This is a genomic window from Streptococcus sp. HMSC064H09 (genome assembly GCF_001812625.1).
In the GTDB taxonomy this organism is placed as follows: Bacteria; Bacillota; Bacilli; order Lactobacillales; family Streptococcaceae; genus Streptococcus.
On sequence record NZ_KV809582.1, the window covers coordinates 100,440 to 126,815 of the forward strand.

Annotated in this window: 24 protein-coding genes, 1 pseudogene and 1 other annotated feature; of the genes and pseudogenes, 1 reads left to right on the forward strand and 24 read right to left on the reverse strand. The window is 41.4% G+C overall.

Annotated elements, in window-relative coordinates; all coding sequences use genetic code 11:
* Positions 1-6: 6 nt before the first annotated feature.
* From HMPREF2867_RS05970 to HMPREF2867_RS11360, 24 genes and pseudogenes are all read right to left on the reverse strand, one after another.
* Positions 7-1,743 (reverse strand): ABC transporter ATP-binding protein, encoded by a 1,737-nt coding sequence (locus tag HMPREF2867_RS05970; protein WP_060971293.1) that lies wholly within the window; start codon positions 1,741-1,743, stop codon positions 7-9.
* 186 nt (positions 1,744-1,929) lie between these two features.
* Positions 1,930-2,097: pseudogene (locus tag HMPREF2867_RS05975) on the reverse strand (LysR family transcriptional regulator); the annotation flags it as partial.
* A gap of 9 nt (positions 2,098-2,106) precedes the next feature.
* Complete coding sequence (locus HMPREF2867_RS05980) at positions 2,107-3,660, reverse strand: BCCT family transporter (protein ID WP_013990980.1); 1,554 nt, start codon at positions 3,658-3,660, stop codon at positions 2,107-2,109.
* A 116-nt stretch (positions 3,661-3,776) separates the two neighbouring features.
* Positions 3,777-3,899 carry a hypothetical protein gene (locus tag HMPREF2867_RS11575; RefSeq protein ID WP_002269975.1) on the reverse strand — a complete coding sequence of 41 codons (123 nt, stop codon included), beginning with the start codon at positions 3,897-3,899 and terminating at the stop codon, positions 3,777-3,779.
* A gap of 208 nt (positions 3,900-4,107) precedes the next feature.
* Positions 4,108-4,476, reverse strand: coding sequence for a 50S ribosomal protein L7/L12 (rplL, locus tag HMPREF2867_RS05985; RefSeq protein WP_004183006.1), 369 nt, complete (start codon positions 4,474-4,476; stop codon positions 4,108-4,110).
* Positions 4,477-4,550: 74 nt separating this feature from the next.
* Positions 4,551-5,054, reverse strand: a complete 504-nt coding sequence (gene rplJ, locus HMPREF2867_RS05990; protein ID WP_003095623.1) for a 50S ribosomal protein L10 — start codon at positions 5,052-5,054, stop codon at positions 4,551-4,553.
* 31 nt (positions 5,055-5,085) lie between these two features.
* Positions 5,086-5,222 (reverse strand) — a sequence feature (ribosomal protein L10 leader region).
* Positions 5,223-5,344: 122 nt separating this feature from the next.
* Positions 5,345-6,553 carry an ABC transporter permease gene (locus tag HMPREF2867_RS05995; RefSeq protein WP_060971850.1) on the reverse strand — a complete coding sequence of 403 codons (1,209 nt, stop codon included), beginning with the start codon at positions 6,551-6,553 and terminating at the stop codon, positions 5,345-5,347.
* 9 nt (positions 6,554-6,562) lie between these two features.
* Positions 6,563-7,249: an ABC transporter ATP-binding protein gene (locus HMPREF2867_RS06000; RefSeq protein ID WP_155124436.1), complete on the reverse strand. Its 687-nt coding sequence runs from the start codon at positions 7,247-7,249 to the stop codon at positions 6,563-6,565.
* 10 nt (positions 7,250-7,259) lie between these two features.
* A complete protein-coding gene (locus HMPREF2867_RS06005) occupies positions 7,260-8,513 on the reverse strand; it encodes an efflux RND transporter periplasmic adaptor subunit (protein ID WP_060971851.1) in 1,254 nt (417 codons plus the stop codon).
* A gap of 63 nt (positions 8,514-8,576) precedes the next feature.
* Positions 8,577-9,332: a class I SAM-dependent methyltransferase gene (locus HMPREF2867_RS06010; protein WP_060971852.1), complete on the reverse strand. Its 756-nt coding sequence runs from the start codon at positions 9,330-9,332 to the stop codon at positions 8,577-8,579.
* Positions 9,333-9,699: 367 nt separating this feature from the next.
* Positions 9,700-12,879, reverse strand: a complete 3,180-nt coding sequence (gene carB, locus HMPREF2867_RS06015; RefSeq protein WP_070576438.1) for a carbamoyl-phosphate synthase large subunit — start codon at positions 12,877-12,879, stop codon at positions 9,700-9,702.
* A 227-nt stretch (positions 12,880-13,106) separates the two neighbouring features.
* The gene (locus HMPREF2867_RS06020; RefSeq protein ID WP_060971854.1) at positions 13,107-14,195 is read right to left on the reverse strand and encodes a carbamoyl phosphate synthase small subunit; all 1,089 of its coding nucleotides are present in this window, start codon (positions 14,193-14,195) and stop codon (positions 13,107-13,109) included.
* Positions 14,196-14,357: 162 nt separating this feature from the next.
* Positions 14,358-15,284 (reverse strand): aspartate carbamoyltransferase catalytic subunit, encoded by a 927-nt coding sequence (locus HMPREF2867_RS06025; protein WP_060971855.1) that lies wholly within the window; start codon positions 15,282-15,284, stop codon positions 14,358-14,360.
* Positions 15,285-15,308: 24 nt separating this feature from the next.
* Positions 15,309-16,586: a uracil-xanthine permease family protein gene (locus HMPREF2867_RS06030; RefSeq protein WP_048676126.1), complete on the reverse strand. Its 1,278-nt coding sequence runs from the start codon at positions 16,584-16,586 to the stop codon at positions 15,309-15,311.
* A gap of 418 nt (positions 16,587-17,004) precedes the next feature.
* Positions 17,005-17,526 carry a bifunctional pyr operon transcriptional regulator/uracil phosphoribosyltransferase PyrR gene (gene pyrR / locus HMPREF2867_RS06035; protein ID WP_002890254.1) on the reverse strand — a complete coding sequence of 174 codons (522 nt, stop codon included), beginning with the start codon at positions 17,524-17,526 and terminating at the stop codon, positions 17,005-17,007.
* A 220-nt stretch (positions 17,527-17,746) separates the two neighbouring features.
* Positions 17,747-18,637 (reverse strand): RluA family pseudouridine synthase, encoded by an 891-nt coding sequence (locus HMPREF2867_RS06040; RefSeq protein ID WP_002886027.1) that lies wholly within the window; start codon positions 18,635-18,637, stop codon positions 17,747-17,749.
* Entirely contained in the window at positions 18,621-19,082 is a 462-nt protein-coding gene (lspA, locus tag HMPREF2867_RS06045; RefSeq protein WP_021144555.1) for a signal peptidase II, read from the reverse strand. The genes HMPREF2867_RS06040 and lspA overlap by 17 nt, the downstream gene beginning before the upstream one ends.
* 8 nt (positions 19,083-19,090) lie before the next feature.
* The gene (locus HMPREF2867_RS06050; RefSeq protein WP_021144556.1) at positions 19,091-19,996 is read right to left on the reverse strand and encodes a LysR family transcriptional regulator; all 906 of its coding nucleotides are present in this window, start codon (positions 19,994-19,996) and stop codon (positions 19,091-19,093) included.
* A gap of 115 nt (positions 19,997-20,111) precedes the next feature.
* Positions 20,112-21,350, reverse strand: a complete 1,239-nt coding sequence (locus HMPREF2867_RS06055; RefSeq protein WP_060971856.1) for a CD20-like domain-containing protein — start codon at positions 21,348-21,350, stop codon at positions 20,112-20,114.
* A gap of 217 nt (positions 21,351-21,567) precedes the next feature.
* Complete coding sequence (locus HMPREF2867_RS06060; RefSeq protein WP_070576440.1) at positions 21,568-21,897, reverse strand: hypothetical protein; 330 nt, start codon at positions 21,895-21,897, stop codon at positions 21,568-21,570.
* Positions 21,898-21,983: 86 nt separating this feature from the next.
* A complete protein-coding gene (locus HMPREF2867_RS06065) occupies positions 21,984-22,451 on the reverse strand; it encodes a helix-turn-helix transcriptional regulator (protein WP_070576443.1) in 468 nt (155 codons plus the stop codon).
* Positions 22,452-22,472: 21 nt separating this feature from the next.
* On the reverse strand, positions 22,473-22,709 hold the full coding sequence (locus HMPREF2867_RS06070) for a hypothetical protein (protein ID WP_070576446.1): 237 nt from the start codon (positions 22,707-22,709) through the stop codon (positions 22,473-22,475).
* 397 nt (positions 22,710-23,106) lie between these two features.
* A complete protein-coding gene (locus HMPREF2867_RS11580; protein ID WP_231848736.1) occupies positions 23,107-23,613 on the reverse strand; it encodes a hypothetical protein in 507 nt (168 codons plus the stop codon).
* Between the two features lie 334 nt (positions 23,614-23,947).
* A complete protein-coding gene (locus HMPREF2867_RS11360; RefSeq protein ID WP_070576448.1) occupies positions 23,948-25,330 on the reverse strand; it encodes a hypothetical protein in 1,383 nt (460 codons plus the stop codon).
* Positions 25,331-25,617: 287 nt separating this feature from the next.
* Between HMPREF2867_RS11360 and HMPREF2867_RS06085 the strand changes: the two genes are divergently transcribed.
* The gene (locus HMPREF2867_RS06085) at positions 25,618-26,376 is read left to right on the forward strand and encodes a peptidylprolyl isomerase (RefSeq protein ID WP_021144561.1); all 759 of its coding nucleotides are present in this window, start codon (positions 25,618-25,620) and stop codon (positions 26,374-26,376) included.

A 26,376-nucleotide genomic window follows, 5' to 3' on the forward strand; every position in this document is an offset into this window, starting at 1 on the left:
CTCCTTCTAGTCTTCTGTAAGACTCTTTTGATTTAGTTGAGAATTGGCAATTTCACGGTAAATCTCATTGGTTTCCATAAGCTCTTCGTGGCGGCCACGACCCACGATTTCACCCTTATCAAGAACGATAATCTGGTCTGCATCCATGATAGTCCCTACACGTTGAGCCACAATCAAGACTGTCGCATCCTGGGTCACTTCTTTCAGACGACGGCGCAAGGTCGCATCAGTCTTGTAGTCCAAGGCAGAGAAGGAATCATCAAAGATGTAAAGATCAGGACGTTTAACCACAGCACGTGCAATTGACAAACGTTGCTTTTGTCCCCCAGAAAGGTTGCTACCACCCTCAGCCAAGTGAGAATCGTAGCGTTCTTCCTTGCTGTCGATGAATTCCTTCGCCTGAGCGACATCCGTAGCTTGATTCAATTCTTCATGACTGGCATTTTCCTTACCATAACGGATATTTTCACCGATGGTTCCTGTAAAGAGCAGGGCTTTTTGTGGAATAAAGCCAATCTTACGACGAAGAGCCTTAAGATTATAGTCACGAACATCCACACCATCAACAAGAATGCGTCCAAGTGTCACATCATAAAAGCGTGGAATCAACTGTACAAGTGATGATTTTCCTGAACCCGTAGACCCAATAACGGCAATGGTTTCACCAGGTTTTGCCTTGAAAGAAATGTTGTGTAGGACAGGACTTTCAGTTTCACCAGGATAGGCAAAGGTCACATTGTCAAATTCCAAATATCCCTTAGTCTCGGTTTCTGTCACGCCATCTTCATTTGGATTGATAGAAATCGGCATGTCCATAATTTCCTGCAGACGTTCACTAGACACCGCCGTACGAGGATACATGGTAAAGAGGTTGGCTAGGAAAAGGAAAGACAATAGCGCATGGAAACTGTACTCAATAAAGGCAACCAAATCCCCGATTGCCAAAGTCCCAGAACCTAATGGCTCAAGGGCAAACCAAACAATTGCCACAATCATGGCGATGATGATTTGCACAAAAAGTGGCTCAGTCAAACCAGTTAATTTAAAGAGCTTGTTTGAATTATCCGCATAGACAGCATTTTCAGAAGCAAACTTCTTCTCTTGAAAATCTTCTCTAGCGAAAGCTCGGATGACACGAAGTCCAGTCAGATTTTCACGAGCGTACTGGTTAATCTTGTCGAGTGTTGCCTGTTGCTTCTCAGAAAGCGGACGTGTTTTTACCGCCACATACCAGACTACTACGGCTAGGAAAGGCAAGGAAATTGCCACAATCCAAGCCAAAGATGGACTTGTCGTCAAAATCAAAAAGACACTGGAAACCATCATCAAAGGAGTGATAACCCCTAGCTTAAGAACCTGATCCGCAAACTGCATAAGCACAAAAGCATCTGATGTAATACGAGTCACCAAAGAGGATACCCCTATCTGCTCATACTCGTGGTGGGAATACTCCTGAAGCTTAGCATAAATGTCATTACGCATGACTTGCACCATAGTAGTGGTCAACTTTCCAACCGCATAGGACAGAAGTATACGACCAACAATCCCAGTCAAAACTACACCAAACATGACCCAAGCATAAGCGTAAAGCTTATCAACATCACCACGGTTTATTCCCTCATCAATCATTCTGGCAAGAACCGTCGGCAAACCCAAGTTAGCAATAACAAATAAAATGGCTGCCGTAAAATTCATTGCTAGCCACTTAGGATAACGTCTGAGATAAGACCAAATATAAGCCATAAATTTCTCCTTTTCTTTTTAGCATTTACCATGCCTTTAAGATTTTTATAGTTATTTACAACCACTAAAGCCGTAAAAGACACAGAAAAAAGGGCGTGACAAGCACGCACATCACCTACATTCTAACAAATGAAAATATTAAAAGCAATAGAAAAAACCAGAGCTGATGCCCTGGTTTTCTTTATTAAGCGACTTGATATGTTCACGGATAAAAAGAGGTTCACCAAGTTCCTGCTCCAAATCTTTTAACTGACGACTGAGTGTCGGCTGAGTAATCATCAGCTTCTCAGCTGCCTTGGAGATACTCCCCTCCTCAGCAATAGTAATAAAATAACGAAGCACTCTTAACTCCATGCCATCCTCCTAATTTTCCTCATAAGATTTAAACGGTTGATTCTTCTCAGGATATCGGTCTGGTGTAATGGCGAGTCCCATTTGCTCTTTTTCGTGATATAACTCTTTCATAAGCGACCACATCATCAACACTAGTACTATGGAAAATGGAAAAGCGACAATAATGAGCGTGTTTTGTAAAGCTGTCAATCCACCAGAAAACATGAGTGCAATAGCAATCAAGGCCAGCATGACACCCCAAATCACCTTTTTACGATTACTTGGATTTAGATTGCCATCTTCAGACAACATGGCCAAAACATAGGTGGCAGAATCCGCCGAGGTCACAAAGAAGGTTAAAACTAAAATAATTGCCAGGAGTGAAAGGACACTTCCCAGAGGATATTCATTAAAAGAGGCAAAAAGAATTTCTTCTGTGGCAAAACGTATCAAATTAACCCCCGAATCTTGTAGTGAAGTAGATAAGGTACCAAAAGCAGAAAACCAGATAAAACTAAGGACTGTTGGTGCCAAAAGCACTACTGTCAAAAATTCGCGAATAGTCCGACCTTTTGAGATACGGGCAATAAAGACGCCCACAAAAGGTGACCAGGAAATCCACCATGCCCAGTAAAAAATGGTCCATTGGTTAATCCAAGCCCGCTTGGTCTCATCAAAAGCCGCCGCCCGAAAACTCATACGGAAGAAGTTTTGAAAATAAAGGCCGATAGAGTCTGTCATGGTGTCAAATATCTTAACCGTTGGCCCCAAAACTATGACTCCAGCAAGCAAGACAATAGCTAAAATCAAGTTTGTATTAGATAGGATTTTAACACCCTTTCCTAAACCTGATAAGGCAGAAATAAGAAAAAGAATTGTCGCAATGATGATAATGATGACTTGCACAAGACTATTATTAGGAATACCAAAGACATAGGAGAGACCACCATTGATTTGTGAGGCACCAAAGCCGAGCGTTGTCGCTACCCCAATCACTGTCGCAATAATGGTGATGGTATCGATAATGGTTGCTATTGGTCCGTCCGCATATTTTCCAAAAAGAGGCTTAAAGACGACTGAGAGCTGATATTTCTCCCGTTTACGAAAGCCAAAATAAGCCAAAGACAATCCCACCAGGGCATAGACCGCCCAAGCATGAAATCCCCAGTGAAAAAAAGTAAAACGAAAAGCATCTGCGAGAGCATCCGCACTGCCTATTTCTGCATTGGGCGTCGAGATAGCAAAGTGACTCAAAGGCTCTGCTGCCCCATAAAAGACCAGACCAATCCCCATTCCAGCAGAAAACATCATGGCAATCCATGACGTCGTCGAATGCTCTGGCCGACTCGTGGGATTACCCAAGCGAATCTGCCCTATCGGACTTACAATTAAAAAGACACAAAAAATTAAAATCCCCGTAACCAATAACAAGTAAAACCAGCCAACACTAGTTGTTAAGAGATTTTTTAAGTAAGAACTAATATTTTGAAACTGCTGGGGAACAAAGAGCCCTAACAAGACTAAAATAAATATGATGACGAGCGAAAGCTGAAAAACTTTTGTTATTTTAGAATGCTTCACCATTTTACCTCCTTATGTGTTCTTAGTTATAGAAAGTTTTTGAGAAAACTTAAAATTCTATATGGTTTCATTGTAACACAATTGTTTAATTTATACATATAACAACCGAATTCATCAAATCAGATTAAACCTGTTTGTTCCATTTCATTTACCAGTTGAGTTGCTTTTAGATTATCAACTCCCATGATGGTCATGATATGGCTCTTCACGATTTGACGTGATGACTGTTCTTCCTTTTGCATAATTACCTCCGAAACGCAAAAAAAGGGTAGACAATCTAGTGTCTACCCCCGAAAGTTTATTAAAACAAAAAACTGCCAAAGAATTTTTGGCAGGATTTTTGGCAGGAAACCAAATCAATTTATCAGTTTCTATCAATCGCTTATCGTAATAAAAAACCAGAGCTTATGCCCTGGTTTTCTTTATTAAGCGACTTGAGTCGTTACCTTATTATTTAAGAGTAACTGAAGCTCCAGCTTCTTCAAGTTTAGCTTTGATTTCTTCAGCTTCAGCTGCAGCAACACCTTCTTTAATAACTGATGGTGCACCGTCAACGATAGCTTTAGCTTCTTTAAGACCTTCGCCTGTGATTTCACGTACAACTTTGATAACGCCAACTTTTTTGTCGCCTGCAGATGTCAATTCAACGTCGAATGAATCTTTAGCAGCACCAGCGTCAGCAGCACCAGCTGCAGCAGCAGCTACAGGAGCAGCAGCAGTTACGCCAAACTCTTCTTCGATAGCTTTTACAAGGTCGTTCAATTCAAGGATTGAAGCTTCTTTAATTTCAGCAATAATGTTTTCAATGTTCAATGCCATTGTGATTTCCTCCAAATGTGTTTTTTAATATAGTGTTTTAAACGTAGCTTAGGCTACGAGTTGTGAAGATGGGCTTATGCAGCACCGTCTTCTTTGCTTTCTGCAACCGCTTTGACAGCGTATGCAACGTTGCGCACTGGCGCTTGAAGTACAGAAAGGAGCATAGAAAGCATACCTTCTTTGTTTGGAAGTGATGCAAGAGCGTTGATTTCTTCGACTGAAGTGAACGCACCGTCAACAACACCACCTTTGATTTCAAGAGCTTCTGCGTCTTTAGCAAATTCGCTAATAACTTTTGCTGGTGCGATAACATCTTCGTTTGAGAATGCTACTGCAGATGGACCAACAAAAAGTTCTTTAAGGTCTTCAAGACCTGCTTCTTCAGCTGCACGGCTCAAGATAGAGTTTTTGATAACTTTAAATTCAACGCCTGATTCACGAAGATTACGACGAAGAACTGTATCTTGGTCAACTGTAAGTCCACGAGAGTCAACAACAACGATAGATGCTGCTGCTTTCATTTTCTCAGCGACGATAGCAACCTGTTCAGCTTTTTTAGCAATAATAGCTTCACTCATTAGTAGTTTTACCTCCGTTTTTATTTTTGGGCTAGGCACAAAAAAATCGTACCTAAACCTAGACACGAAAGTACAATACGTTACAAAAAAATAGTTACGTTTTGTGCCTCGGTTGGATGTTTACGAGTCTTGCTCCCCAACTGTCTTAGGTCAGTTTTTTCAAACCTTATTTATAATATCATGACCTAAATCAGACGTCAAGAAAAAAATGCAATTTTTTTATTTTTTTCTCTATCTTTTTTCGAAGACCATAAAACCTCTCAAAATCTAAAGATTTCAAGAGGTTATTTCTAATCATACCTAAGGGCCTCGATAGGATCGAGTTTTGAAGCTTTATTAGCCGGTAGAAGGCCAAAGATAATCCCTACAGCTGCTGAGAAGGCTATGCTTCCCATGGCTACACCAAGAGAAACCGTCGCTTTAAGGTCCATGGCATTCCCAATTGGTCCAACAACTAGGGCTGCAAAGCCTAGCCCAATCAAACCTCCCAGAATGGTCAGAACCATCGACTCAATCAAAAACTGAGTCAAGATTTTACGACGTGTAGCACCTAAAGCCTTACGAAGACCAATCTCTCGTGTCCGCTCAGTTACCGAAACCAACATGATGTTCATAACACCGATTCCGCCAACTAATAATGAAATCCCAGCAATAGCTCCGACAACGGTGGTAATGGTTCCAAAGATCGTATTCACCTGATCTAGGGCCGAACTCATATCTGCTGCCTTATATTCTCCATTGTCATCTTGGGCCAACTGGGTCAAGCGTTTAGCAGCATCCTTAGCAACGCTACTACTATTTTTCACATCGGTCACATGGAAAAAAATCTGGCCAATAGCATCAGTGTTATTTTCAGCCGCTAACTGGGTATTGGCCACAAGAGCTGTTCCAATTTCACCATAAGCACCGATTGCTGTGTCTTTATTCTTATAAACACCAATCACACGATAATCATTGTTCCCAATAGTAACCACTTGGTTAAGGGCATCCCCATTCGTCTCAAAGAGTTTTTTAGCCACCATCTGATCAATGACAATAACTCGTGAAAAGTTTTTATAATCATTGTCTTGCAAGGAACGTCCTGTCAACATTTCTAACTTTTTAGCTTTAAAGTAGCCCTGACTGGCACCTGTGATATTAACATTCTTCACGGTCTTTTTTTGGAGGGAGATAGAGGAAGTTAGGCTGTTAGTCACAAAATAACTATCAATACCAGGCGTCTGCCTAGCCACTTGCTCCAACCAAACTTCTTTAACCGGTTTGGTAGGTTGTGCCAAATCTGCATAGGCAGGATCTAGCTCCTCACCCTTGGCTTCATAGTAGACTTGAACTGTATCCTTGTCACCAGTCACACTATCGGTAACACTCTGACGCATTCCATTTCCTAGCCCCATGATAAGTACTACCGCAGCAACACCAATGATAATTCCCAACATGGTCAGGAAGGACCGCATCTTGTGTGAACGAATAGAACTAAGAGCAAATTTCCAATTTTCCATTCTTACCTCCTAGTCAATCCGAACGCTGTCCGTCGTGTCCTGGGTGATTTCACCATCACGAATGACAATCTTACGTCGGGCATAGTCCGCAATCTCTGGCTCATGAGTAACCATGATGATAGTCTTTCCTTCACGGTTCAGCTGGGTTAAGAGCTCCATAATCTGCATCCCTGTCTTGGTATCAAGAGCACCTGTAGGTTCATCCGCCAAAATGATTGCCGGATCGTTAGACAGTGCACGCGCAATGGCAACCCTCTGCTTCTGTCCACCAGACAGCTCCGATGGTAGGTGATGGCTACGGTCTGACAAGCCAACTTTTTCCAAGAATTGTTGTGCCCTTTGCTTACGTTCACGTGGAGATTTCCCTGCATAAATCAAGGGAAGCTCTACGTTCTTTTGGGCACTTAACTTTGGCAAGAGAAAAAACTGTTGAAAGATAAAGCCAATCTGGTCATTTCTTACCTTGGCTAGACGATTTTCAGAGAGTTCAGCCACATCCTCGCCCTCGAGTTGATAGGAACCTGTAGTCGGTTGATCAAGAAGTCCGATAATATTCATGAGGGTTGATTTCCCTGAACCAGAAGGACCCATGATAGCCACAAAATCACCTTCTTCAACTGACAAGTCAATACCCTTAAGGACCTGCAAAGACTCTTGACCATTTTTGAAAGACTTGGTGATGCTCTTTAAAACCATAAGTGCTGGCTTAGTCACTAGACCTCACCTCTTCTCCACTAGTGTCTTTTGATTGTTTGCTATCAGCATCCGTCACATCTTTTAGGGTTTCGCCATCCTTAAAGGATTTATCTGCCTTGGTGATAACTTTTTGACCTTCTTTAAGTCCTGAAGCAATTTCCTGTTGCTTGGCATCCGCATTGCCAAGTTTAACCTTGACTTGCTTAATTTTCTGAGTTTCATCATCGTAAACCCAGACATAGTTGTCAGAGCCTTTCTTGGTCACAGCAGTTACAGGAACCAACAAGGCATCATCATCTTTGGTCACTTCAAGTGATACATTAAAACCTTGCTTCAGTTTTCCGATTGGACTGGTCAATTGAACCTTGTATTCATACTGAGAACCTGACTGACCTGAGTTGCCAGATGTCCCCGTTGACTGGTTGGCATTTTGCTTAGGATAATTGGAAACATAGCTGACCTTCCCTGTCCAAGTTTGGTCTGGGTATACTTTGGAAGTAATCTTGACCTTTTGCCCCACTGAAATATTTGGAATGTCATATTCTGTTAAGGTCCCTTGAATCTCAAATTGGCCTTCACTTGTCACATGAACTAGGGTTTGGCTCTCTTTTGAAGCAGGGTCCACAGAGTCCGCAACTTCTACGACTGTCCCATTAGCATCTGAAACAATCACTGTTTGGTTGAGAACATCTTGTGCCTTTTCTAGCTCCGATGCTGCATTGGCAATAGCATCATTATAATCTTGCAAGGTTTGGTAATTACTTGCCTCGGTTTGCTGACGCTGTTGAGGACTAACGGTAGTTGTCGAATCATCCTCATCCGAATCACTACTTGTTTGTGCTGAAGCCGCAGGAGTCGTCCCATACTGTTGGAAATAATTACGGTCACGAACTGCCTTATTGTAGGCACGACTAGCCGTATCATAAGCCGCTTGGGCTGAGGTGCTGTCGTATTGGACCAGTTGCTGACCGACGCTAACTTCCTCACCCACAGAGACTGTCACAGTGGCATTGCGTCCAATGGTATTGTCAAAATAAACATACTGTTCCGACTGAGCCTTCACCATGCCAGTCAGAAGGGTCGACGAGGCTAGCTGCCCCTTAGTTACCTTACTTGCTGTAGGGGACTCAGAAGCCTTATCTTTCTTGCCACCACCTGCAAAAAGGTTAAAGCCTAGAACCAAAAGGACAAGGAAGCCGATTCCTCCAATGATCCAAACTCTTTTTTTATTTTTAAATAACTTTGGACTGATTTTCTTTCGCATATGTCTCTCTTTTCTTTTTGTATCACATAAGTAAAACAATTGTAATACTTTTAACTTTCAGTGTCAATGGCCTTCGTTTACATCCATGACACCATAATGTAGCTTTTGATTGGGCCGAACCTGGCGTTCAAAACCAAGTTCTTCAAAAACGATATCTCGAAAATGTGCCTTGATGATAATTTTTTCCCGTGCAACACGTTTAGCTTCTTTTAGCCATTCTTCTGTCAGACGGCTACCATTAGCTAGAGGTTTGATAGCTTGTAGATTTTCCGATTCCTTGATGATCTCTGAAAACATAGGATCGGCATAGATGATATCAAAAGAGTGATCAGACTGAGATTTCAAAAAGGATAGGCTATCGCTCTTAATAGCTTTAATAGAACGCATGGCCTTTTCAAGCTGCTTATCATCCGTCTGATAAGAGGCAAGACCACGAGAAACCACCTGAAAAATCACATCTTGACTCTCAAGGGCAGTCACCTGATTTCCCGCTGCTGCCATCACTAGGCTATCAGAAGCCAAACCCATAGTCGTGTCAAGAATAGCCTTGGGAGACTTACCTAAAAGACTGACTAAAGCGTCATGGGGAGCCTTAATCCTGAGAGCAGCCGTATCTGGATGGAAGGTCAACTCACTAGCATCCGAATTGATAAAAGACAGTCTATCTTTATATAGGAGATAGAAAGGTCCAAAGTGCTCTAAACATTTCGCCAAAGATAACTTGCGCCGAGGCTGGTAGTCAGCTCCGAGGTCGAGAGCTAGTTCTTGGGCACGCGCAATCAAGGTCTCGTTTCCCCGTAAAGATGTCGTAATAATCATGTTTCTAGTATAGCAGAATTTAAGTAGTCTAAACCATGGTCTTAGCTTTCATTTTTAACTTTCTAGCTTACATTTGTGTAAGAAAACTCCTCAGCAAGGTTGAGATTCAGAACATAATTAAACTATTTTTAAATATGAAATAGATTTTGCGAACCTAGTCAGCTTAGACCGAGACTTTTGGCAGTGATGAAAACGCCTGAAGCAATTAGTCTCAGGCGTTCGGAAGTTTTGAGACGTTCGGCTCAAAACTTAGTCATGGAACTTCGAAGAAGATCGCTGACGTCCGCCATCACCCAAGAAAAGTCTCAAAAGAAAACTGTGTCTTCAATAAAAAAAGTCCCAGCAATGCTGAGACTCTGTTTTAAAATTAGATAGCTTCTGTTGTAAAGCTACGGCTTTCAAGCACACGCACCATAGCATCTGCTGTATCAAGCGCTGTGAAGAGTGGAATTCCAGCTTCAATAGCTGAGCTACGGATAGCTGCTCCGTCTTCGTCATAAGTACGTTTGTTACCAACCGTATTGATAATAGCTTGCGCTTTACCTGTACGAACGAGGGCTGGAATGTCGTTATCATCATTTTCACCCAATTTGTTAACAAGCGTTGCGTGAACCCCGTGTTCATTCAAGAACTTAGCTGTTCCTTCAGTTGCGTAGATACCATAACCGATAGCATCGAAACGACGGGCCAAGTCAAGGGCTTCTTCTTTAGTATCATCATGAATAGTAAAGATGACATTACCAAAGGTTGGCAAGTGGAGGTAAGATGCTTCAAAGGCTTTATAGAGCGCTTTTTCAAGAGTCGCATCTGTACCCATAACTTCACCAGTTGACTTCATTTCAGGTCCAAGGAGGCTATCTACCTTAGCCAATTTTGTGAATGAGAAGACTGGTGCTTTGACATGGACATGGTTACTTTCTGGGTAAAGACCATCTTTGTAACCTTGCTCAGCCAATGATTTACCAAGAATCAAGTTTGTAGCAACTTGAGCCATTGCGATATCAGTAACCTTAGACAAGAATGGTACGGTACGGCTAGCACGTGGGTTAACCTCGATAACATAGACCGTTTCATCCTTAATAACGAACTGAATGTTCATCATACCGATACAGTTAAGACCAATAGCCAAGCGTTTAGTGTAGTCAGCGATAGTCTCTTGGATTTTCTTAGAAAGGGTTTGTGGTGGGTAAACTGCCATTGAGTCCCCTGAGTGAACCCCTGCACGCTCGATGTGTTCCATAATACCTGGAATCAAGACATCCTTACCATCAGAGATGGCATCCACTTCACACTCACGTCCGATGATATAGCTATCAACAAGAACTGGGTGGTCTGGACTTGCCTTAACGGCTGTACGCATGTAAGAACGAAGGTCATCTTCATTTTCAACAATTTCCATGGCACGTCCACCCAAAACGTATGATGGACGAACAAGAACTGGGAAGCCAATCTTACGAGCTGCTTCAACCGCTTCTTCTTCATTTGTCGCTGTTTGTCCTGGTGGTTGTGGAATGTCCAAATCTTTAAGGGCTTGTTCAAAGAGGTCACGGTCTTCGGCACGGTCAAGGTCGGCAACCTGTGTACCCAAGATTTTCACACCAGCTTTAGACAATGGCTCTGCCAAGTTGATGGCTGTTTGTCCACCAAACTGAACCACGACACCCTTAGGTTGTTCCAATTCGATAACGTTCATCACGTCTTCGAAAGTCAATGGTTCGAAGTAAAGTTTATCTGAAACTGAGAAGTCTGTTGAAACCGTCTCAGGGTTAGAGTTCATGATGATAGCTTCGTAACCTGCAGCCTGGATAGCTTTTACAGAGTGAACTGTCGCATAGTCGAACTCAACCCCTTGTCCAATACGGATAGGACCTGAACCAAGAACGATGACAGATTCTTTATCAGATTTGATTGATTCATTTTCCCACTCGTAAGTTGAGTAGAAATACGGTGTTGATGACTCGAACTCAGCTGCACAGGTATCAACCATCTTGTAGACAGGAACAATATGATTTTCCAAACGTGTCGCACGAACTTGGTCGGCTGTTTGATTCCAAAGATCAGCAATCTTACGATCAGAGAAACCGTTACGTTTAGCTTCTTTCAGAACATCAACATCGCCTACGTGAGTAGCCAATTCTTGTTCCAATTCAAAGATATGGAGCAATTTGTCAAGGAAGAAGATATCAATCTTAGTCAACTCTGACAATTCTTCAATAGTGTATCCACGACGGATGGCTTCAGAAAGGTAGAAGAGACGGTCGTCTTGAGCTTTGACAATCTTTTCAACCAAGGCATCGTCTGTGACATCCGCAAGCTCAGACATTTCATTGTGGTAAACACCGATTTCAAGTGAACGGCAGGCTTTAAGAAGTGACTCTTCGATGTTACGACCGATAGCCATAACTTCACCTGTTGCTTTCATCTGAGTACCAAGGCGACGTTCACCATGTTCAAATTTATCAAATGGGAAACGTGGAATCTTAGCAACCACATAGTCAAGAGCTGGTTCAAACATGGCATAAGTTGTACCAGTGACTGGGTTAATCATTTCATCAAGTGTCAAACCAACAGCGATCTTGGCTGCCAATTTGGCAATTGGGTAACCAGTTGCTTTTGAGGCAAGGGCTGATGAACGTGATACACGAGGGTTTACTTCGATAACATAGTACTTGAAGCTATTAGGGTCAAGAGCCAACTGTACGTTACATCCACCCTCAATTTTAAGGGCACGGATAATCTTCAAGCTGGCATCACGAAGCATTTGGTTTTCAATATCTGACAAGGTTTGCGTTGGGGCAAATACGATTGAGTCCCCTGTGTGGATACCCACTGGGTCGAAGTTTTCCATGTTACATACCACAAGAGCATTGTCTGCGGCATCACGCATAACTTCGTATTCTATTTCCTTGAAACCAGCGATAGAACGCTCAATCAAACATTGTGTTACTGGTGACAATTTCAAGCCATTTTCAGCGATTTCACGAAGTTCTTCTTCGTTGGCACACATACCACCACCAGTACCACCAAGGGTAAAGGCAGGACGCACGATAACTGGGTAACCAATTTCTGTCGCAAAGGCAACTGCTTCTTCAACCGTATTGACGATTTCAGATTCTGGAATAGGTTGTTCCAAATCTTCCATCAATTGTTTGAAGAGGTCACGGTCTTCGGCTTGGTCAATGGCAGACAATTTTGTTCCCAAAAGCTCTACTCCAAGCTCTTCAAGAATACCAGCTTTTGACAATTTCATTGCCATGTTCAAACCAGTTTGTCCCCCAAGTGTTGGCAAGAGAGCATCAGGACGCTCTTTACGAAGAATACGTGTAACAAATTCAAGCGTAATTGGTTCAATGTAAACCTTGTCTGCGATTTCTTTATCAGTCATGATTGTCGCAGGGTTAGAGTTGACAAGGACAACACTGTAACCTTCTTCTTTCAAGGCCAAGCAGGCTTGCGTACCAGCGTAGTCGAACTCAGCAGCCTGACCAATGATGATAGGACCAGACCCGATAACCATAATTTTTTTAATATCAGAACGTTTAGGCATAATTTATGATACAAAGCCCGTTAAGGACCCAGTGAAAATAGGAAACGTGACGACGCCTAAGCGTCTAGTCACCGTTTATCTTTTTCACACAGTCCTTAGGGCATGTTCACTTCCGTGAACCTGTATCTTCTCCTTTCTATTTGACAACTCTCTGGTTGTCATTAAATAAGGTAGTAGACTGGGGCGAACAAGAGTCACACCCCACTATAGTCACTAGACAGTTGCAATTAACGACGTGCTTTTTCAGCTTGGAAAGCATCAATCAATTCCAAGAACTCATCAAAGAGATAGCTAGCATCGTGTGGACCAGGTGCTGCATCTGGGTGGAATTGCACTGAGAATGCAGGGAAGTCACGGTGACGAACACCTTCAACTGACTTATCGTTAATTTCTTCATGTGTTACCATGAGGCAATCTGGAAGTGACTCACGGTCAATGGCATAACCATGGTTTTGGCTGGTGAAATCAACACGACCAGTCGCAATTTCACGAACCGCATGGTTAAATCCACGGTGACCAAACTTCATCTTGTAGGCCTTGGCACCATTCGCCAAACTAAACAATTGGTGACCCATACAAATACCAAAAATTGGAATTTTACCTTGGATGCCACGAATCATATCAAGTGCATACGGTACATCTTCAGGGTTACCTGGACCATTTGACAACATCACACCATCTGGATTAAGGTGGAGAATTTCTTCAGCAGTGATATCATGTGGCACAACAGTCACGTTACAATCACGTTTTGAAAACTCACGCAAGATAGAGTGCTTGAGACCAAAGTCAACCAAAACGATATTTTTACCAACACCTGGTGCTGGGTAGGCTGTCTTAGTTGATACCTGCTCAATATTGTTGGTTGGCAAAACAGTCGCACGCAATTGATCTTGCAAGTGCTCGATACTGTCACCAGGATTAGCCAAAGTGGCTTTCATGGTACCGTGTTGACGGATAATCTTAGTCAAGGCACGTGTATCAATACCAGAGATACCAGGGATGTTTTTCGCTTTCAAAAACTCATCCAAGGTCATTTGGTTACGCCAGTTGCTGGCACGACGGCTAGCCTCTGACACAACGACACCCTTAGTCGTTGGCGTAATTGACTCATAGTCGTCACGGTTAACACCGTAGTTACCAACAAGTGGATAAGTAAAAGTCAAAATTTGACCATTGTAAGACTGGTCTGTGATAGATTCTTGATAACCTGTCATACCAGTATTAAAGACGATTTCACCCGTCACATCCACATCAGCACCGAAGGCCTGACCTTCAAAAATAGTGCCGTCTTCCAAAATAAGTAAACGTTTTGCCATTATAGTAAATTGTTCCTTTCACTAAGATACAAAGGGCGTTAAAATCTGAATGAAAATCAAATCTAACAAAGAAGCTCTAGCCTCTAGGAAGATTTGTCTCTTTTCAAAGATTTAGCCCATGTTCTTTTTCGTCTGATTCTCTCAGGAATCGGTTAACGTTGTTTACGCTTTGCCATTTAAAATAGCTTCAATAATTGCCATACGGACAAAGACCCCGTTTTGCATCTGAGCAACGATACGAGCCTTAGGCGCCTCAACCAGGCTATCAGCAATCTCCACATCACGATTAACCGGAGCAGGGTGCATGATAATCGCCTGATCAGCTAACTTGGCATAACGTTCTTCAGTCAAACCATAGAGAGCATGGTAGTCTTCTTTTGAAAATCCTTTATCGTCCCCATGACGTTCGTGCTGAACACGAAGCAACATGAGAACATCCAAGTCCTCAATGACGTCGTCAATGGCCACATGCTGACCATAAACATCAAACTCATTCGAGTACCACTCTGCAGGACCAGCAAAATAAAGCTGAGCACCCAAACGCTTGAGAATCTGCATATTGGACTTAGCGACACGCGAATGCGTAATGTCACCCGCAATACAAATCTTAAGATTTTCAAAGGTTCCGAACTCTTCGTAAATGGTCATCAAGTCAAGCAAACACTGACTTGGGTGTTGCCCTGAACCATCACCACCATTGACAATAGAGGTCTGAATAGTCCTACTATCAATCAACTGCTTGTAGTAATCGACTTCCGAGTGGCGAACCACACAGATGTCAACGCCCAAGGCAGACATGGTCAAAATGGTATCATAGAGAGTCTCACCCTTATTCACCGAGCTAGTTCCAGCATCGAACTCAATCACATCCAAGCCAAGTTTTTTCTCAGCCACTTCGAAGGACTTGTGTGTTCGTGTTGAATTTTCAAAAAAGAGATTGGCAGCGAAATACTGTCGATCCAGCTGGAAATCAGCTCTGCCATTTTTAAAATCTCCACCTCGACGAATCAGGCCCAAGACCTCTTCATTCGTGAGGGTTTCCATGGTCACCAAATGTATCAGTGACACTTTTCCATCTGCAATCGCCATAGTTTTTCCTTTTAAATTGATTGACTAATCTTTACTACCTTTTTTAGGATCTGGCAAAATTTGATAGAGCAAGATACCAAGAATAGTTGAGCTTGCCACACCCGTGATTTGAAGACCACCAAGGTCAATCATCAAACCACCGATACCAGAAACCAAGATAACACTAGCAATCAAGAGATTCTTTTTATTATCAAAATCAATCTTATGTTCAACTAAAATTTTCAAACCGCTAGCAGCGATAACCCCAAAGAGGGCAATAGATAATCCCCCTAATACAGGAGTTGGAATAGAATGCAAGAGTGCTGATAGCTTACCAATAAAGCTCATCAAGACCGCAATCACTGCTGCGCCCGCAATAACGTAAACTGAGTAGACCTTACTGAGGGCCATAACCCCAATATTTTCACCATAAGAAGTTACCGGAGGAGCTCCAAAGAATCCAGCGATAATCTGTGCCAAACCATCACCAGTAAGGGTACGGTCAAGACCTGGATCTTTAAAGTAATCACGCTCAGTCAAACTGTTTAGAACCATGACGTGACCAAAGTGTTCAGTCATCGTCACAAAGGCAATCGGAGCCATGGTCAAAATCGCACTTGGATAGAGCTTGAAGCTATAATCCACAAATGGAATGTCAAAGTTTGGAACCTGAATCCAATGTGCCGCTGCTACCTCTGAGAAATTGATAAAGCTATGTCCTGTCAGCAAACCAAGAACCGCTGAGAAAATATAGCCCACAATTAAACCAAGTAAAATTGGGATAACACCGATAATCTTCTTGCCATACATGTTAAAGAGGATAACCGCAAAGAGGGTCACCATAGAAATCAAGAGAGCATAGATACTATAGCTTTTATTTAAAGTTGTCGCATCATTGACTGCATTAGCCGCAAGGTTCAAACCAATCACCATGATAATAGGGCCAACCACAATTGGTGGAAGGACCTTATCAATCCAGTCTTTACCCGCATACTTAACAATCAGAGCCACAAGCAAGTAAACCAAACCACCTGCCATGGCACCTTGAGCCACGGCCGCAATGCCATCAGTCTTCATAAGTGTCTGCATAGCCGCAATATAGGCAAAACTAGACCCCATGTAAGCTGGAATTTTGTACTTGGTCACCGTCAAGTGAGCCAAAGTTCCCAAACCAGATGAGAAAAGAGCAATAGCGGGATCAATCCCAACCAAAATCGGCACAAGCACCGTCGCACCAAACATGGCAAACAAGTGCTGGAATGACAAACCAACCAATAAACCAGGTTTTGGCATATCATTCACATCATATTTTACGTTATTCACGATATCAAAGGACTCCTTAAAATTAAGATACAAAGGGACGTTTTAGCGTAGCTAAACATTTCTGTAGAAAAATAGGAAGTCGACAAGGCACTCCAAAGAGTGCTAGGAGACTTATCTTTTTTCCTAAGAAATGAGTCCCGTGTTCAATTAACAAGATACAAAGCCCGTCTAAAGCCTAAAGCAAAAATAGGAAATACGATGACGGAGCGCCAGCTCCTAAGAGTATTTATCTTTTTTGCACAAGGCTTAGGGCGCGTTCAATTAACAAGATACAAAGGGCGTATAAAGAGCAAAGTAAAATTAGGAAATCTGACGCCGAAGCTTTAGCTTCTAGGAAGATTTATCTATTTTACACAGCTCTTAGCCCGTGTTCAATTAACAAGATACAAAGGGCGTTTCACCCTATCTGTCAGCCAACTTAGCTTGGATCAATAATGTTGACGCTATCTTTGCCATCAACTTCTGTCACCAAAACTTCGATTTCTTCTGACTCACTTGTTGGGATATTTTTACCAACATAGTCCGCACGGATTGGCAATTCACGGTGACCACGGTCAACCAAGACAGCCAAACCAACACGCGCTGGACGTCCATGGCTAACGATATTGTCAATAGCTGCACGGATAGTACGACCTGTGTAAAGCACATCATCCACAAGGATAACATCCGTTCCATCAATTTCAATAGGAAAAACAGATGTGTCTTGTTCAGCCTTAACATCATCACGGAAAGCCTTAGTATCAAGCTCAATCAATGGCACATCAAGGTTTTCCAACTGTTTCAAGCGCTCTTGGATACGCTGAGCAATATAAACACCACGTGTCTTAATACCAGCCAAGACAATCTTGTCGAGATTTTTGTTACGCTCAATAATCTCATAAGTGATACGTGTAATGGCACGTTTCATGGTTACGTCATCGACGATCTCTTTTTTCTTCATAAAAAGAACCTTTCTAAATACAAAAAAATCCCCTCGAAAACAAGGAGATACACAAAAATATGAGTACAGTTCACCCGTACACTTCTCATGGCTCCTTGCCTGCCTCTCTGGACAGTGATTAAAGGACTTATTTAATTAGGTAAATTATAGCAAATTTCAGACTCTTTTACAAGAAAAAAACGGACGCCTCTCCCAAGAAAGACTATCCGTTTAATAACTGTTAAGCTTCTCTCAGCTTCTCCAAGGTTTCCTTGAAAATAGCAGGTTCTTCCGCTGTAAATTCAACCAATTCTCCAGTCGTAGGATGCGTGAAACCAAGGGTCTTGGCATGTAGAAATTGGCCATGGCCCTTGAGGGTCTTGCGTGGCCCATAAAGAGGATCTCCCGCCACCGGGTGACCGATATAAGCCATGTGCACACGAATCTGGTGCGTGCGACCTGTTTCCAGCTGCAACTCTACCAAGGTATAGTTGCCAAAACGTTCAAGAACGGTAAATCGTGTAACTGCAGGTTTTCCTTTAGCTGTAACCGCCTGCTTCTTGCGGTCCTTGTCTGAGCGCCCAATCGGAGCCTCAATCACGCCTCGATCGTTAGGCAGATTGCCATGCACGATAGCCACATACTTACGAAGGGACTTCTTATCCTTAAGCTCCGCCGCCAAAGCATTGTGAGCCTTATCATTCTTAGCAATCATAAGAAGACCAGACGTGTCCTTGTCGATACGGTGGACAATTCCTGGACGAACCACACCATTGATAGACGAGAGGTCCTTGACATGATACATCAGGGCATTGACCAAGGTACCAGACGTGTGACCAGCTGAGGGATGGACCACCATACCTTGAGGTTTGTTGACCACTGCCACATCCGCATCTTCGTAGATAATATCCAAAGGAATATCCTCAGCCTTGTACTCCAAGACCTCTTCTTCTGGCAATTCATAGGTGATGACATCACCCTCTTTAACCGCATACTTGGCCTTTGCCGACTTACCATTAACCAAGACTGTCCCAGCCTTGATTGCTTCATTGGCCTGACTACGTGACAATTCTGTCAAATCTGCCAAAGCCTTGTCCAGACGGTTTCCCGCCTCTTTAATGATGACTTCCATTTTCCTCTTTCCATAAGATTAAAATCAAGAGTAGCACACCCACCGTTAGATAGGAGTCTGCCACGTTAAATATCGCAAAATCAATAAAATCAAGCTGAACCATATCAACCACGTAACCCAAGTGCAGACGGTCAATAAAGTTACCAATACCACCTGAGATAATCAAAACCAAAGATAGCACCAGCCAAAGACTCTTCTGATAATTCTTAACCAGATAAACCAAAGCCGCACCAATCACTAGAACCGTCAAAATCACAAAGAAATATTTCTGATCCTGTAAAATCGAAAAGGCAGCACCACGGTTCTGTAGATAGGTCAAGCTGAAAAGTCCAGGAATAGCCTTGATAACTTGGTTAAGGGCAATATTTGCCACAACCCAATGCTTAAACCACTGATCCAAACCAATCAGAGCTAGAATAGCCAAAGGAATCACAACCTTACGCATAAATCCTCCTATGGTTTGTATGTATCAAAGTAGTCAAACATAACATTGACAAACTTGAGAGCACAAGACGACAAGTTAATCCCCTTACGACGGACATAAACCATCTTGTTATCCAAATTATCCTCAAGCGGAATCACCGTAATCCCATTCACACTTTGTGCATCCAAGAAGCCAGACCCCGTCGCATAAGCATCCGTACGTTCCAAGATACCGTTCAAAGTCGCACGGTCTGTCACGTTAAACATAAGAGATGAATCTGACGTATCCACAAAGTTCTCAGAATAGTAAAGGTACTCGTCCTTCTCCTGAGTGAAACGCACCGTAGGCAAGGCTGCCAAGTCCTCCATGACCAGACTTTCTTTTTTAGCCAGAGGATGCCCCTTACGGAGATAAATGTGAGTCTTAAACGGAATCAAATCAATAGCCTCAAGCCCAAGCTTGTCCATATTTTGCTGGATTCCCTTGCTATTTTGACGATTCAAATAGATAATCCCAATCTCACTGTGCCCCTTGGCTACCTCATCCAAAATCTGAATGGTCGTAGACTCAAAGATACGGAAATCCTTGTAATCAGGGTAACGCTCTGAAAAAGTCGTAATCAAAGGTGGCAAAAAGTCATAGTGCTGGCTGGCAATCGAAAACTGGTTCCCCTTTTCAGAAGCATTGAGATAGCGATTTTCAAAACTATCAAAACTGCGTACCACTTCAAGTGCACGTTCGTAAAAGGTCATGCCCTGACTGGTCAAGACAGCCCCCGTCGTTGTACGGGTGAAAATTTGAAAATTCAACTCCTGCTCCAAATCCTTGATAGCCACTGATAGGCTAGGCTGGCTCACAAAGAGCTTGCTGGCTGCCTCACGAAAGGTTCCGCTGTTGGCAATGGCTACGACATAACGTAGTTGTTGTATGTTCATCTGTGACACTTCTTTCTTGAAAAATCAATCAATTTTATTATACCAGATTTTATCCTCTTTTGTTGATACTAAAAAGCCCAGGCAACCCTGAGCTTGAATGACTAACAAAGTAGTCTTATTCGTCTGATTTATCTGTCAAGAAGTACTCGTTTTCACGTTTGTCATAGTCGAAGGTCAAACGAACAGTATCTACCTTACCATTTTCTGGATTATAATCTCGGTAGCTAAGACTCACTGACTGAGTGAGATCGCCCTGTTCAGTTTGTGTCATTTCATGATAAGTGAAGCTAGCCTCTGGGTGTTTTTCAACCACTTCAGAAAGTCGTGTCCCCTTAAGCAAATCAGCTTGTGTACCTACAGCCAACTTTTCATAGTCATCTTTTGTCCAGTTGCTATGATAGTCATCGACTTCTTTGACCTTATCATAGTCGAAGGTTGCTGAGGCAGATTTCAAAACATAGACACCGTCTTTTATCTCGAAAGTCAAACGAACATAGTTGTTTCCATCTGTATTTTCTTTTCTATAGGTGAGGTCTAGCAAATCTGGTTTATCTTCCTCGTAAGCATCACTATACTCGGCATCAGTCGCCTTACCGTGAGCGTCCAAGACCTCGTCCAATGTCAAAGTACCAACCTTCAACTCCTTAAACTGATCCTCAGTCCAGTCAAACTTATAATTCTCATCGATGTACAGATAAGCTCTATCGTGACCGTCACTTTGGAACTGTTCAGCATGGTTCATGACATATTTCACCGCTTGATAACCTGCTCCAGCAAGCGAAGTCATGAAGAAGATAATTGACATGACTAGGGCAATAATAGATAGTACCTTGCGTGTCGATTTCAGACTCAAAACCAAAGTCACAATAGCCAAAATGATAAGGAAGAAGGCAAGGAAGGTAAAGACAAAACCGATAGGAAGTGTCCAAGACAAAACGACAAATAGAATCCCCAAAACTAGAATAATGATTGGCAAAGCAATATTAACAAAAGCATTGTTCTTGGTTACTTTTGGTTTGTAATAAGGGTTTTCCAAAGGTATCTGACTTGCCTTTGGAGTTTCTTTTTCTTGCTCTTTCTCCAGATTCAACTCAGGCATGTGATTAGGAGCTTCCTCCTCTAATGTCACCTGAACTTCGTCTAGTTGCGTATCTGCTACTGAGTCAGCAGACACCTCTTCAGTAGTTTCAGAGCTATCCACTTGCTGAGACTCAACCTGCTCAGACACTTGGGCACTTGGTTCCTCCGAAGCGATGACAAAGCCCTCTTTCTTAGCTTCCATAAACTCCTCAGGACTTGGTTTACGACCATTGACGTCCTCAAAGTGACGCACCCATTCTTCTCTAGTTGCCATAGCTGACTCCTTTATTTCTTTTTCTTTATTTTATCATACTTTAATCTGGTCTTATGAAAATAAGGTCGGATATAAGAGAGAATTTTTTGAGACTGCCTGATGCGCTTTAGTGTCAAGCTATCTCATAGAAAATGGATGAAAGTCGAAAAAAACTGCATCCTAAAGTTTGATTTTCTCTGTCACACTTTTTGGGGCAGTTCACATTGTGGTTTATTTATTACTCATCAGACAACATCAATTCATCTATCTTTTCTCTATCTTCAGCAATACCCTTATATGACTCAATTGTATTACTAAGGAATTCCATACTTACTTCATGATTTCCTTCGTATAAATATATTTGTGCACCTAATGTTTCAAGACTTTCTAGGAGGGGCCTCATTTTTATTAATTCCTCTAAATCTAGAAAATTACATTCTAATAAAACTTCTCCCTTTTGAATCCTATTTTTTATCTCACCAATTGGTATACTCATAAAGTTTCTTACCAATTTACAAGCTTCAAAAATATTATTTGACATTTTTACTTTTGAGTAGATTACTGACATAACCTCATCCTTTAGAAATCTTGCACATATATACAGTCTAGTATTAGTAAGAGTAGTTTTTTATATTTATATGTATATCTAGGTATCTAATCCTTTTTGATTTCCAAACTAAGCTTATAAAAACTATAAAGGCTATAAGATATTGCAATAATTCCCAAGAAACCAAAGTATACATTATCCTTTAAACTCTTCATATAAATGCCAATTATTACAAAGAGAAAGGTATTAATCAAAATGACTAATCTTTTATTTTCTATCTTGCCTATTTTAACTACCAATAGTCTAATAATAAGTATCGATGGAGAGAATAAAACGGCAATTATTGTAAGTAAAATATTTTTTCTGCTAATTAATTTAGCTTTAATGCCTTTTTGAGATTCTTTTTCAATATTCATCTCTTTAAATAATAAATCCAGTGAAACATTATCAGGTTCACTTTTTCCTAATTCCCATTTAGAAATGGTCTGACGAGTAACAAATACTTTATCTGCAAGTTCTTGCTGAGTCATACCCGTTTTAGTTCTATATTCTTTAATCAACGTAGCAATGTCCATTTTAATACCCCTAGCTTATTTCTATTCTTTGATAAAAGGTTCTGCTAGCAAAATTACTATTAATATTATATAGAGAGGATGTTTATAAATAAAGTAAACAGCAACGAGTAATAGAAACAATAAAATTCTCGTAACCCACGGATATTTGTTTGATAAACTGACCGATAAATTAACTAAAGGTTTCAGTATCAGCCCCATTAATCCAAAAGTAAGTACCCATATAAAATTAGTTTTGTTTTTCTTAATAAATTGTAACATTAAGAATACCTCCTTAAATTTGTTACTTTAAATTTATCAAGACCTATGACTAAAAGCACGCAACGAATAGTAAAATATGCGCAACTCCCTTAAAAACTAGGGTGCAACGCCCCATTTCATTATGCAACGAGGAGAATATTACCTCTTAAAAGTGCGAAATGGCAGTACATTAGAATCTAAAGACAGTAAAATTTTATAATAATTAAGCCGTACTATTTTAAAGTCTATATTTACATAAACTTCTGTTTGTCTTCGAGACCAAAACGTTGGACTACGACCTTCATATTTTTGAAGCTTCTACTTTTGTAGTTACACTTTCATTAACTTTAATCATCTTTATTACGTTTCCATCAATCTTATAATTAACTTCAAAACCTGTTGGTCTTCTCTATGCACCTTACCCCTGCATACTCCTATACTCCTTCGACTTCTCGCCATACCAGTCCTTAGCTGAGTAGCCAAACTGCTCTCTATATCGCTCGGAGTATTTGAAGAGGTAATAGCCTCGTAGCAAATCAATGGAAAAGACATAAGTCGCAAAGACAAAAATAGCAGGCATTAGGGGCATCAAAACTGCATCAATACTCCCTCTGATGTCGCTCCCGGTAGAGCGGTCAAACAGTACCAGTCCAGCTGTAATCCCCGTTCCTCCTAAAAAGACCAAGCCATCTGAAATTTTTTCGGTTACAAGAGCTACCATAGGGCTAAACTCTGTCTGATTTTGAACGGCTTCTCTCAGTTTACGGGGAACCGTTCGAATCAAATAATAAATGGACAGAAGAAACATAGCCCCCGATAGTATACTGACAATATTTCGTCGTGTCATCATCATTATACCAGCACATACTGTAAAGATAGCGAGTAAGACGACCATATAAAAGTAGGTGCAGAATTTTAGTTTCATCGGGCTTCTTCTGTACTTTATTGAAAAGAAAAGATAGATCAGATACATGACTACATACAAGAGAATGACTGGCCACTGAATCCAAGAAAATGTTGGATTTTGATCAACTGTCAATCCTTTTATAAACATGGGCATAGCAATGGAGAAGAAATAAATAACAATTGAAGTGATTAACAAGCCAATAAATCGTTTCCAGCTTCCTTTTTGATTGAGCTTTTCTACGGTCTCCTTAGTGACAAGAGACTGACTTTGCTCGAATGTATAATTTAAGAATTTCAATAGCTTTCTCCTTTTATCAAGAAAAAAAAGGAAGGTTTCCCCTCCTGTCCCTTAATTAATCCTCATCTGGACCTGATTTATAAGTAAGGTAGAATGTATCTTCACCTTCTTTGGTATCAAATGACAAGTAAACACTCTTGAGTTTGCCATCTTCAGCCTTATAATCACTATAAGAAATAGTCATTTCTTTTTTGAATTCACCTTGACGAGATGTTGAAATCGTGTATTCTGCACTTGAAGCTTTAGGGTGATCCTTAACGACATCTTCAAGTTTTGTACCGTTTGATGGATCAGTGTAATCCCCCTTATTGAGAGCATCAAACTGTTCTTTTGTCCAGTCAGCTTTATAAGACTTATCAACTTCTACCTTATCTTGAGGGAATCTACCTGAAGCATATGACAAGATAAATGTACCATCATATTGTTTCGTAAAGGTTAGGTAAACACTTTCACCATAGTCTTTACCAGAGTAGTTCAACTTCATCTCATCGCCAGAGATTTGTGCATCAGAAGCCTTACCATAAGTCTTGATGATAGACTTAACGGTATCTTTACCGACTTTCAATTTCTGGAACTTAGATTCATTCCAGTCAAATTTAGCATTTTTGTCAATGTAATCGTTGACGTCAGTGCTATCACCTTTTGAATCAGATTTAGAATCAGATTTAGAGTCAGATTTTGAATCGCTGTCATCATCTTTCTTGTCAGCGTCATCATCATCTTTATCAGCAACTTTTGATGTCTTGCTTGAGCTTGTGTTGTCACTAGCGTTTTGAGAGATTTGGAAAATCAAACCACCAATAGAAACAAAGAGCATGAGACCAGCAACACCTGTTGCAATAATTGAGAGCAATTTCTTACTTGATTTAAGGCTAAAGACAAGTGAAACAACTGCCACCGCAACTGCGAGGACTGTCAAGATGATGAAGAGCCAAGCAGGACCTACGAACCATGCCAAGATTGCAAAGATTACTGAAAGTGCAATCGCAACGATTGGCAAGATAAGATTGAAAAGAGGTTTATCTGCTGAGCCAGCTGCTGCTGGATTAGGAACTGTTCCAAATCCTTGAGCTGAAGAGATAGGTGCCTTTTCAAACATGCTTGAATCAAATTGTGGGGTTGGTTGTTGCACAGGTGCTTCTGAGAAAGCTTCTGCACCAACTGGTGATTCACTGCTTGCTTGTTCTGCGACAGCATCTTCAGCTGTTTCAGCCACATCTGCGATGTCATCTTGTTCTGTGACTTCTTCAGTAGCAACTGGTTCTGTCGCTACTTCTTCAGCGACAGGTTCATTAGCTGGTGCTTCTACAGATGCTGCTTGAGCAGTCAAAGCGCTAGTATCAAAGTCAGCTGCTTTAGCGTCCAAAAATTCTTGGGGGCTAGGTTTACGCCCATGTACCGACTCAAAGAGTTCAGCCCATTCTGCTTTAGTTGACATAAAAATCTCCTTTTATCAAGAAATCTAAACAAGAGGTCCCTTCGACTTGGCGAAGTTTTCTATAGTTAGGATTTAGACACCTCTCTCTGATAAGAGCAAGTAGCATATGTCCCTTAAAAAGTCCGACCTCACTTTATAACTTGAGGCAACCTTTCCCTATATCTAGTCCCGTGTTCATTTTCTTGTTGATAGTTCCATTCTACCATATTTAAAGACCTCTGTTAACCGTTTCCCAAAAGGTTTTTTTCTGCTACAATAGTAGGTATAATGCACCAAAGGAGTTATATATGAAAAACATTAAAAAGTACATTCCATTAATTATTGTACTTGTTATCGCAGGCCTAGGTTTTGCCTTTCGTGAGAACATCTCACGCGCCGTTCGTGGAGATGCCTACGTTGATAACAAGATATTCACTAAACAATTAGAAAAGGCTCAAAAATCTGGAAAAGATGCCTTTCCACAGTTGTCAGACAAGGTTGGTAAGGACGAAGCTGAAGTTATCCTCCACACTTCAAAGGGGGATATCACAGTCAAACTCTTCCCTACACTTGCTCCTAAGGCTTCTGAAAACTTCTTGAAGCATGCCAAGGACAAATACTATGATGGGCTTACCTTCCACCGTGTAATCAAGGACTTCATGATTCAAAGTGGTGACCCTAAGGGTGACGGTACTGGCGGAGAATCTATCTGGAAGAAAGGTTTCGCTGTTGAGCCTACACCGTTCCTATACAACATCCGTGGCGCACTTGCTATGGCTAATACTGGTGCTAAAGAGTCAAACGGCAGCCAATTCTACATTGTTCAAAACAAGGATGATCAAAGCAAACAGCTAGGAAATGCTGGCTATCCAAAACCTATCATTGACGCCTACAAAAAAGGTGGTTACCCAGCTGGTGATACCAAATATACTGTCTTTGGACAAGTCATCAAAGGCATGGATGTCGTTGATACCATTGGCAATCTTGAAGTCGATGACAACAGCAAACCAAAAGAAAATGTAACGGTCAATTCCGTTGAAGTCGTTAAAGACTACAAATTCAAATAA

Coding starts and splice junctions, on each gene's coding strand:
- HMPREF2867_RS05970 (WP_060971293.1), bottom strand. CDS start 1,743: ATGGCTTATATTTGGTCTTATCTCAGACGTTATCCTAAGTGGCTAGCA.
- HMPREF2867_RS05980 (WP_013990980.1), bottom strand. CDS start 3,660: ATGGTGAAGCATTCTAAAATAACAAAAGTTTTTCAGCTTTCGCTCGTC.
- HMPREF2867_RS11575 (WP_002269975.1), bottom strand. CDS start 3,899: ATGCAAAAGGAAGAACAGTCATCACGTCAAATCGTGAAGAGCCATATC.
- rplL (WP_004183006.1), bottom strand. CDS start 4,476: ATGGCATTGAACATTGAAAACATTATTGCTGAAATTAAAGAAGCTTCA.
- rplJ (WP_003095623.1), bottom strand. CDS start 5,054: ATGAGTGAAGCTATTATTGCTAAAAAAGCTGAACAGGTTGCTATCGTC.
- HMPREF2867_RS05995 (WP_060971850.1), bottom strand. CDS start 6,553: ATGGAAAATTGGAAATTTGCTCTTAGTTCTATTCGTTCACACAAGATG.
- HMPREF2867_RS06000 (WP_155124436.1), bottom strand. CDS start 7,249: ATGGTTTTAAAGAGCATCACCAAGTCTTTCAAAAATGGTCAAGAGTCT.
- HMPREF2867_RS06005 (WP_060971851.1), bottom strand. CDS start 8,513: ATGCGAAAGAAAATCAGTCCAAAGTTATTTAAAAATAAAAAAAGAGTT.
- HMPREF2867_RS06010 (WP_060971852.1), bottom strand. CDS start 9,332: ATGATTATTACGACATCTTTACGGGGAAACGAGACCTTGATTGCGCGT.
- carB (WP_070576438.1), bottom strand. CDS start 12,879: ATGCCTAAACGTTCTGATATTAAAAAAATTATGGTTATCGGGTCTGGT.
- HMPREF2867_RS06020 (WP_060971854.1), bottom strand. CDS start 14,195: ATGGCAAAACGTTTACTTATTTTGGAAGACGGCACTATTTTTGAAGGT.
- HMPREF2867_RS06025 (WP_060971855.1), bottom strand. CDS start 15,284: ATGGCGATTGCAGATGGAAAAGTGTCACTGATACATTTGGTGACCATG.
- pyrR (WP_002890254.1), bottom strand. CDS start 17,526: ATGAAGAAAAAAGAGATCGTCGATGACGTAACCATGAAACGTGCCATT.
- HMPREF2867_RS06040 (WP_002886027.1), bottom strand. CDS start 18,637: ATGGAAGTCATCATTAAAGAGGCGGGAAACCGTCTGGACAAGGCTTTG.
- lspA (WP_021144555.1), bottom strand. CDS start 19,082: ATGCGTAAGGTTGTGATTCCTTTGGCTATTCTAGCTCTGATTGGTTTG.
- HMPREF2867_RS06050 (WP_021144556.1), bottom strand. CDS start 19,996: ATGAACATACAACAACTACGTTATGTCGTAGCCATTGCCAACAGCGGA.
- HMPREF2867_RS06055 (WP_060971856.1), bottom strand. CDS start 21,350: ATGGCAACTAGAGAAGAATGGGTGCGTCACTTTGAGGACGTCAATGGT.
- HMPREF2867_RS06060 (WP_070576440.1), bottom strand. CDS start 21,897: ATGTCAGTAATCTACTCAAAAGTAAAAATGTCAAATAATATTTTTGAA.
- HMPREF2867_RS06065 (WP_070576443.1), bottom strand. CDS start 22,451: ATGGACATTGCTACGTTGATTAAAGAATATAGAACTAAAACGGGTATG.
- HMPREF2867_RS06070 (WP_070576446.1), bottom strand. CDS start 22,709: ATGTTACAATTTATTAAGAAAAACAAAACTAATTTTATATGGGTACTT.
- HMPREF2867_RS11580 (WP_231848736.1), bottom strand. CDS start 23,613: ATGAAACTAAAATTCTGCACCTACTTTTATATGGTCGTCTTACTCGCT.
- HMPREF2867_RS11360 (WP_070576448.1), bottom strand. CDS start 25,330: ATGTCAACTAAAGCAGAATGGGCTGAACTCTTTGAGTCGGTACATGGG.
- HMPREF2867_RS06085 (WP_021144561.1), top strand. CDS start 25,618: ATGAAAAACATTAAAAAGTACATTCCATTAATTATTGTACTTGTTATC.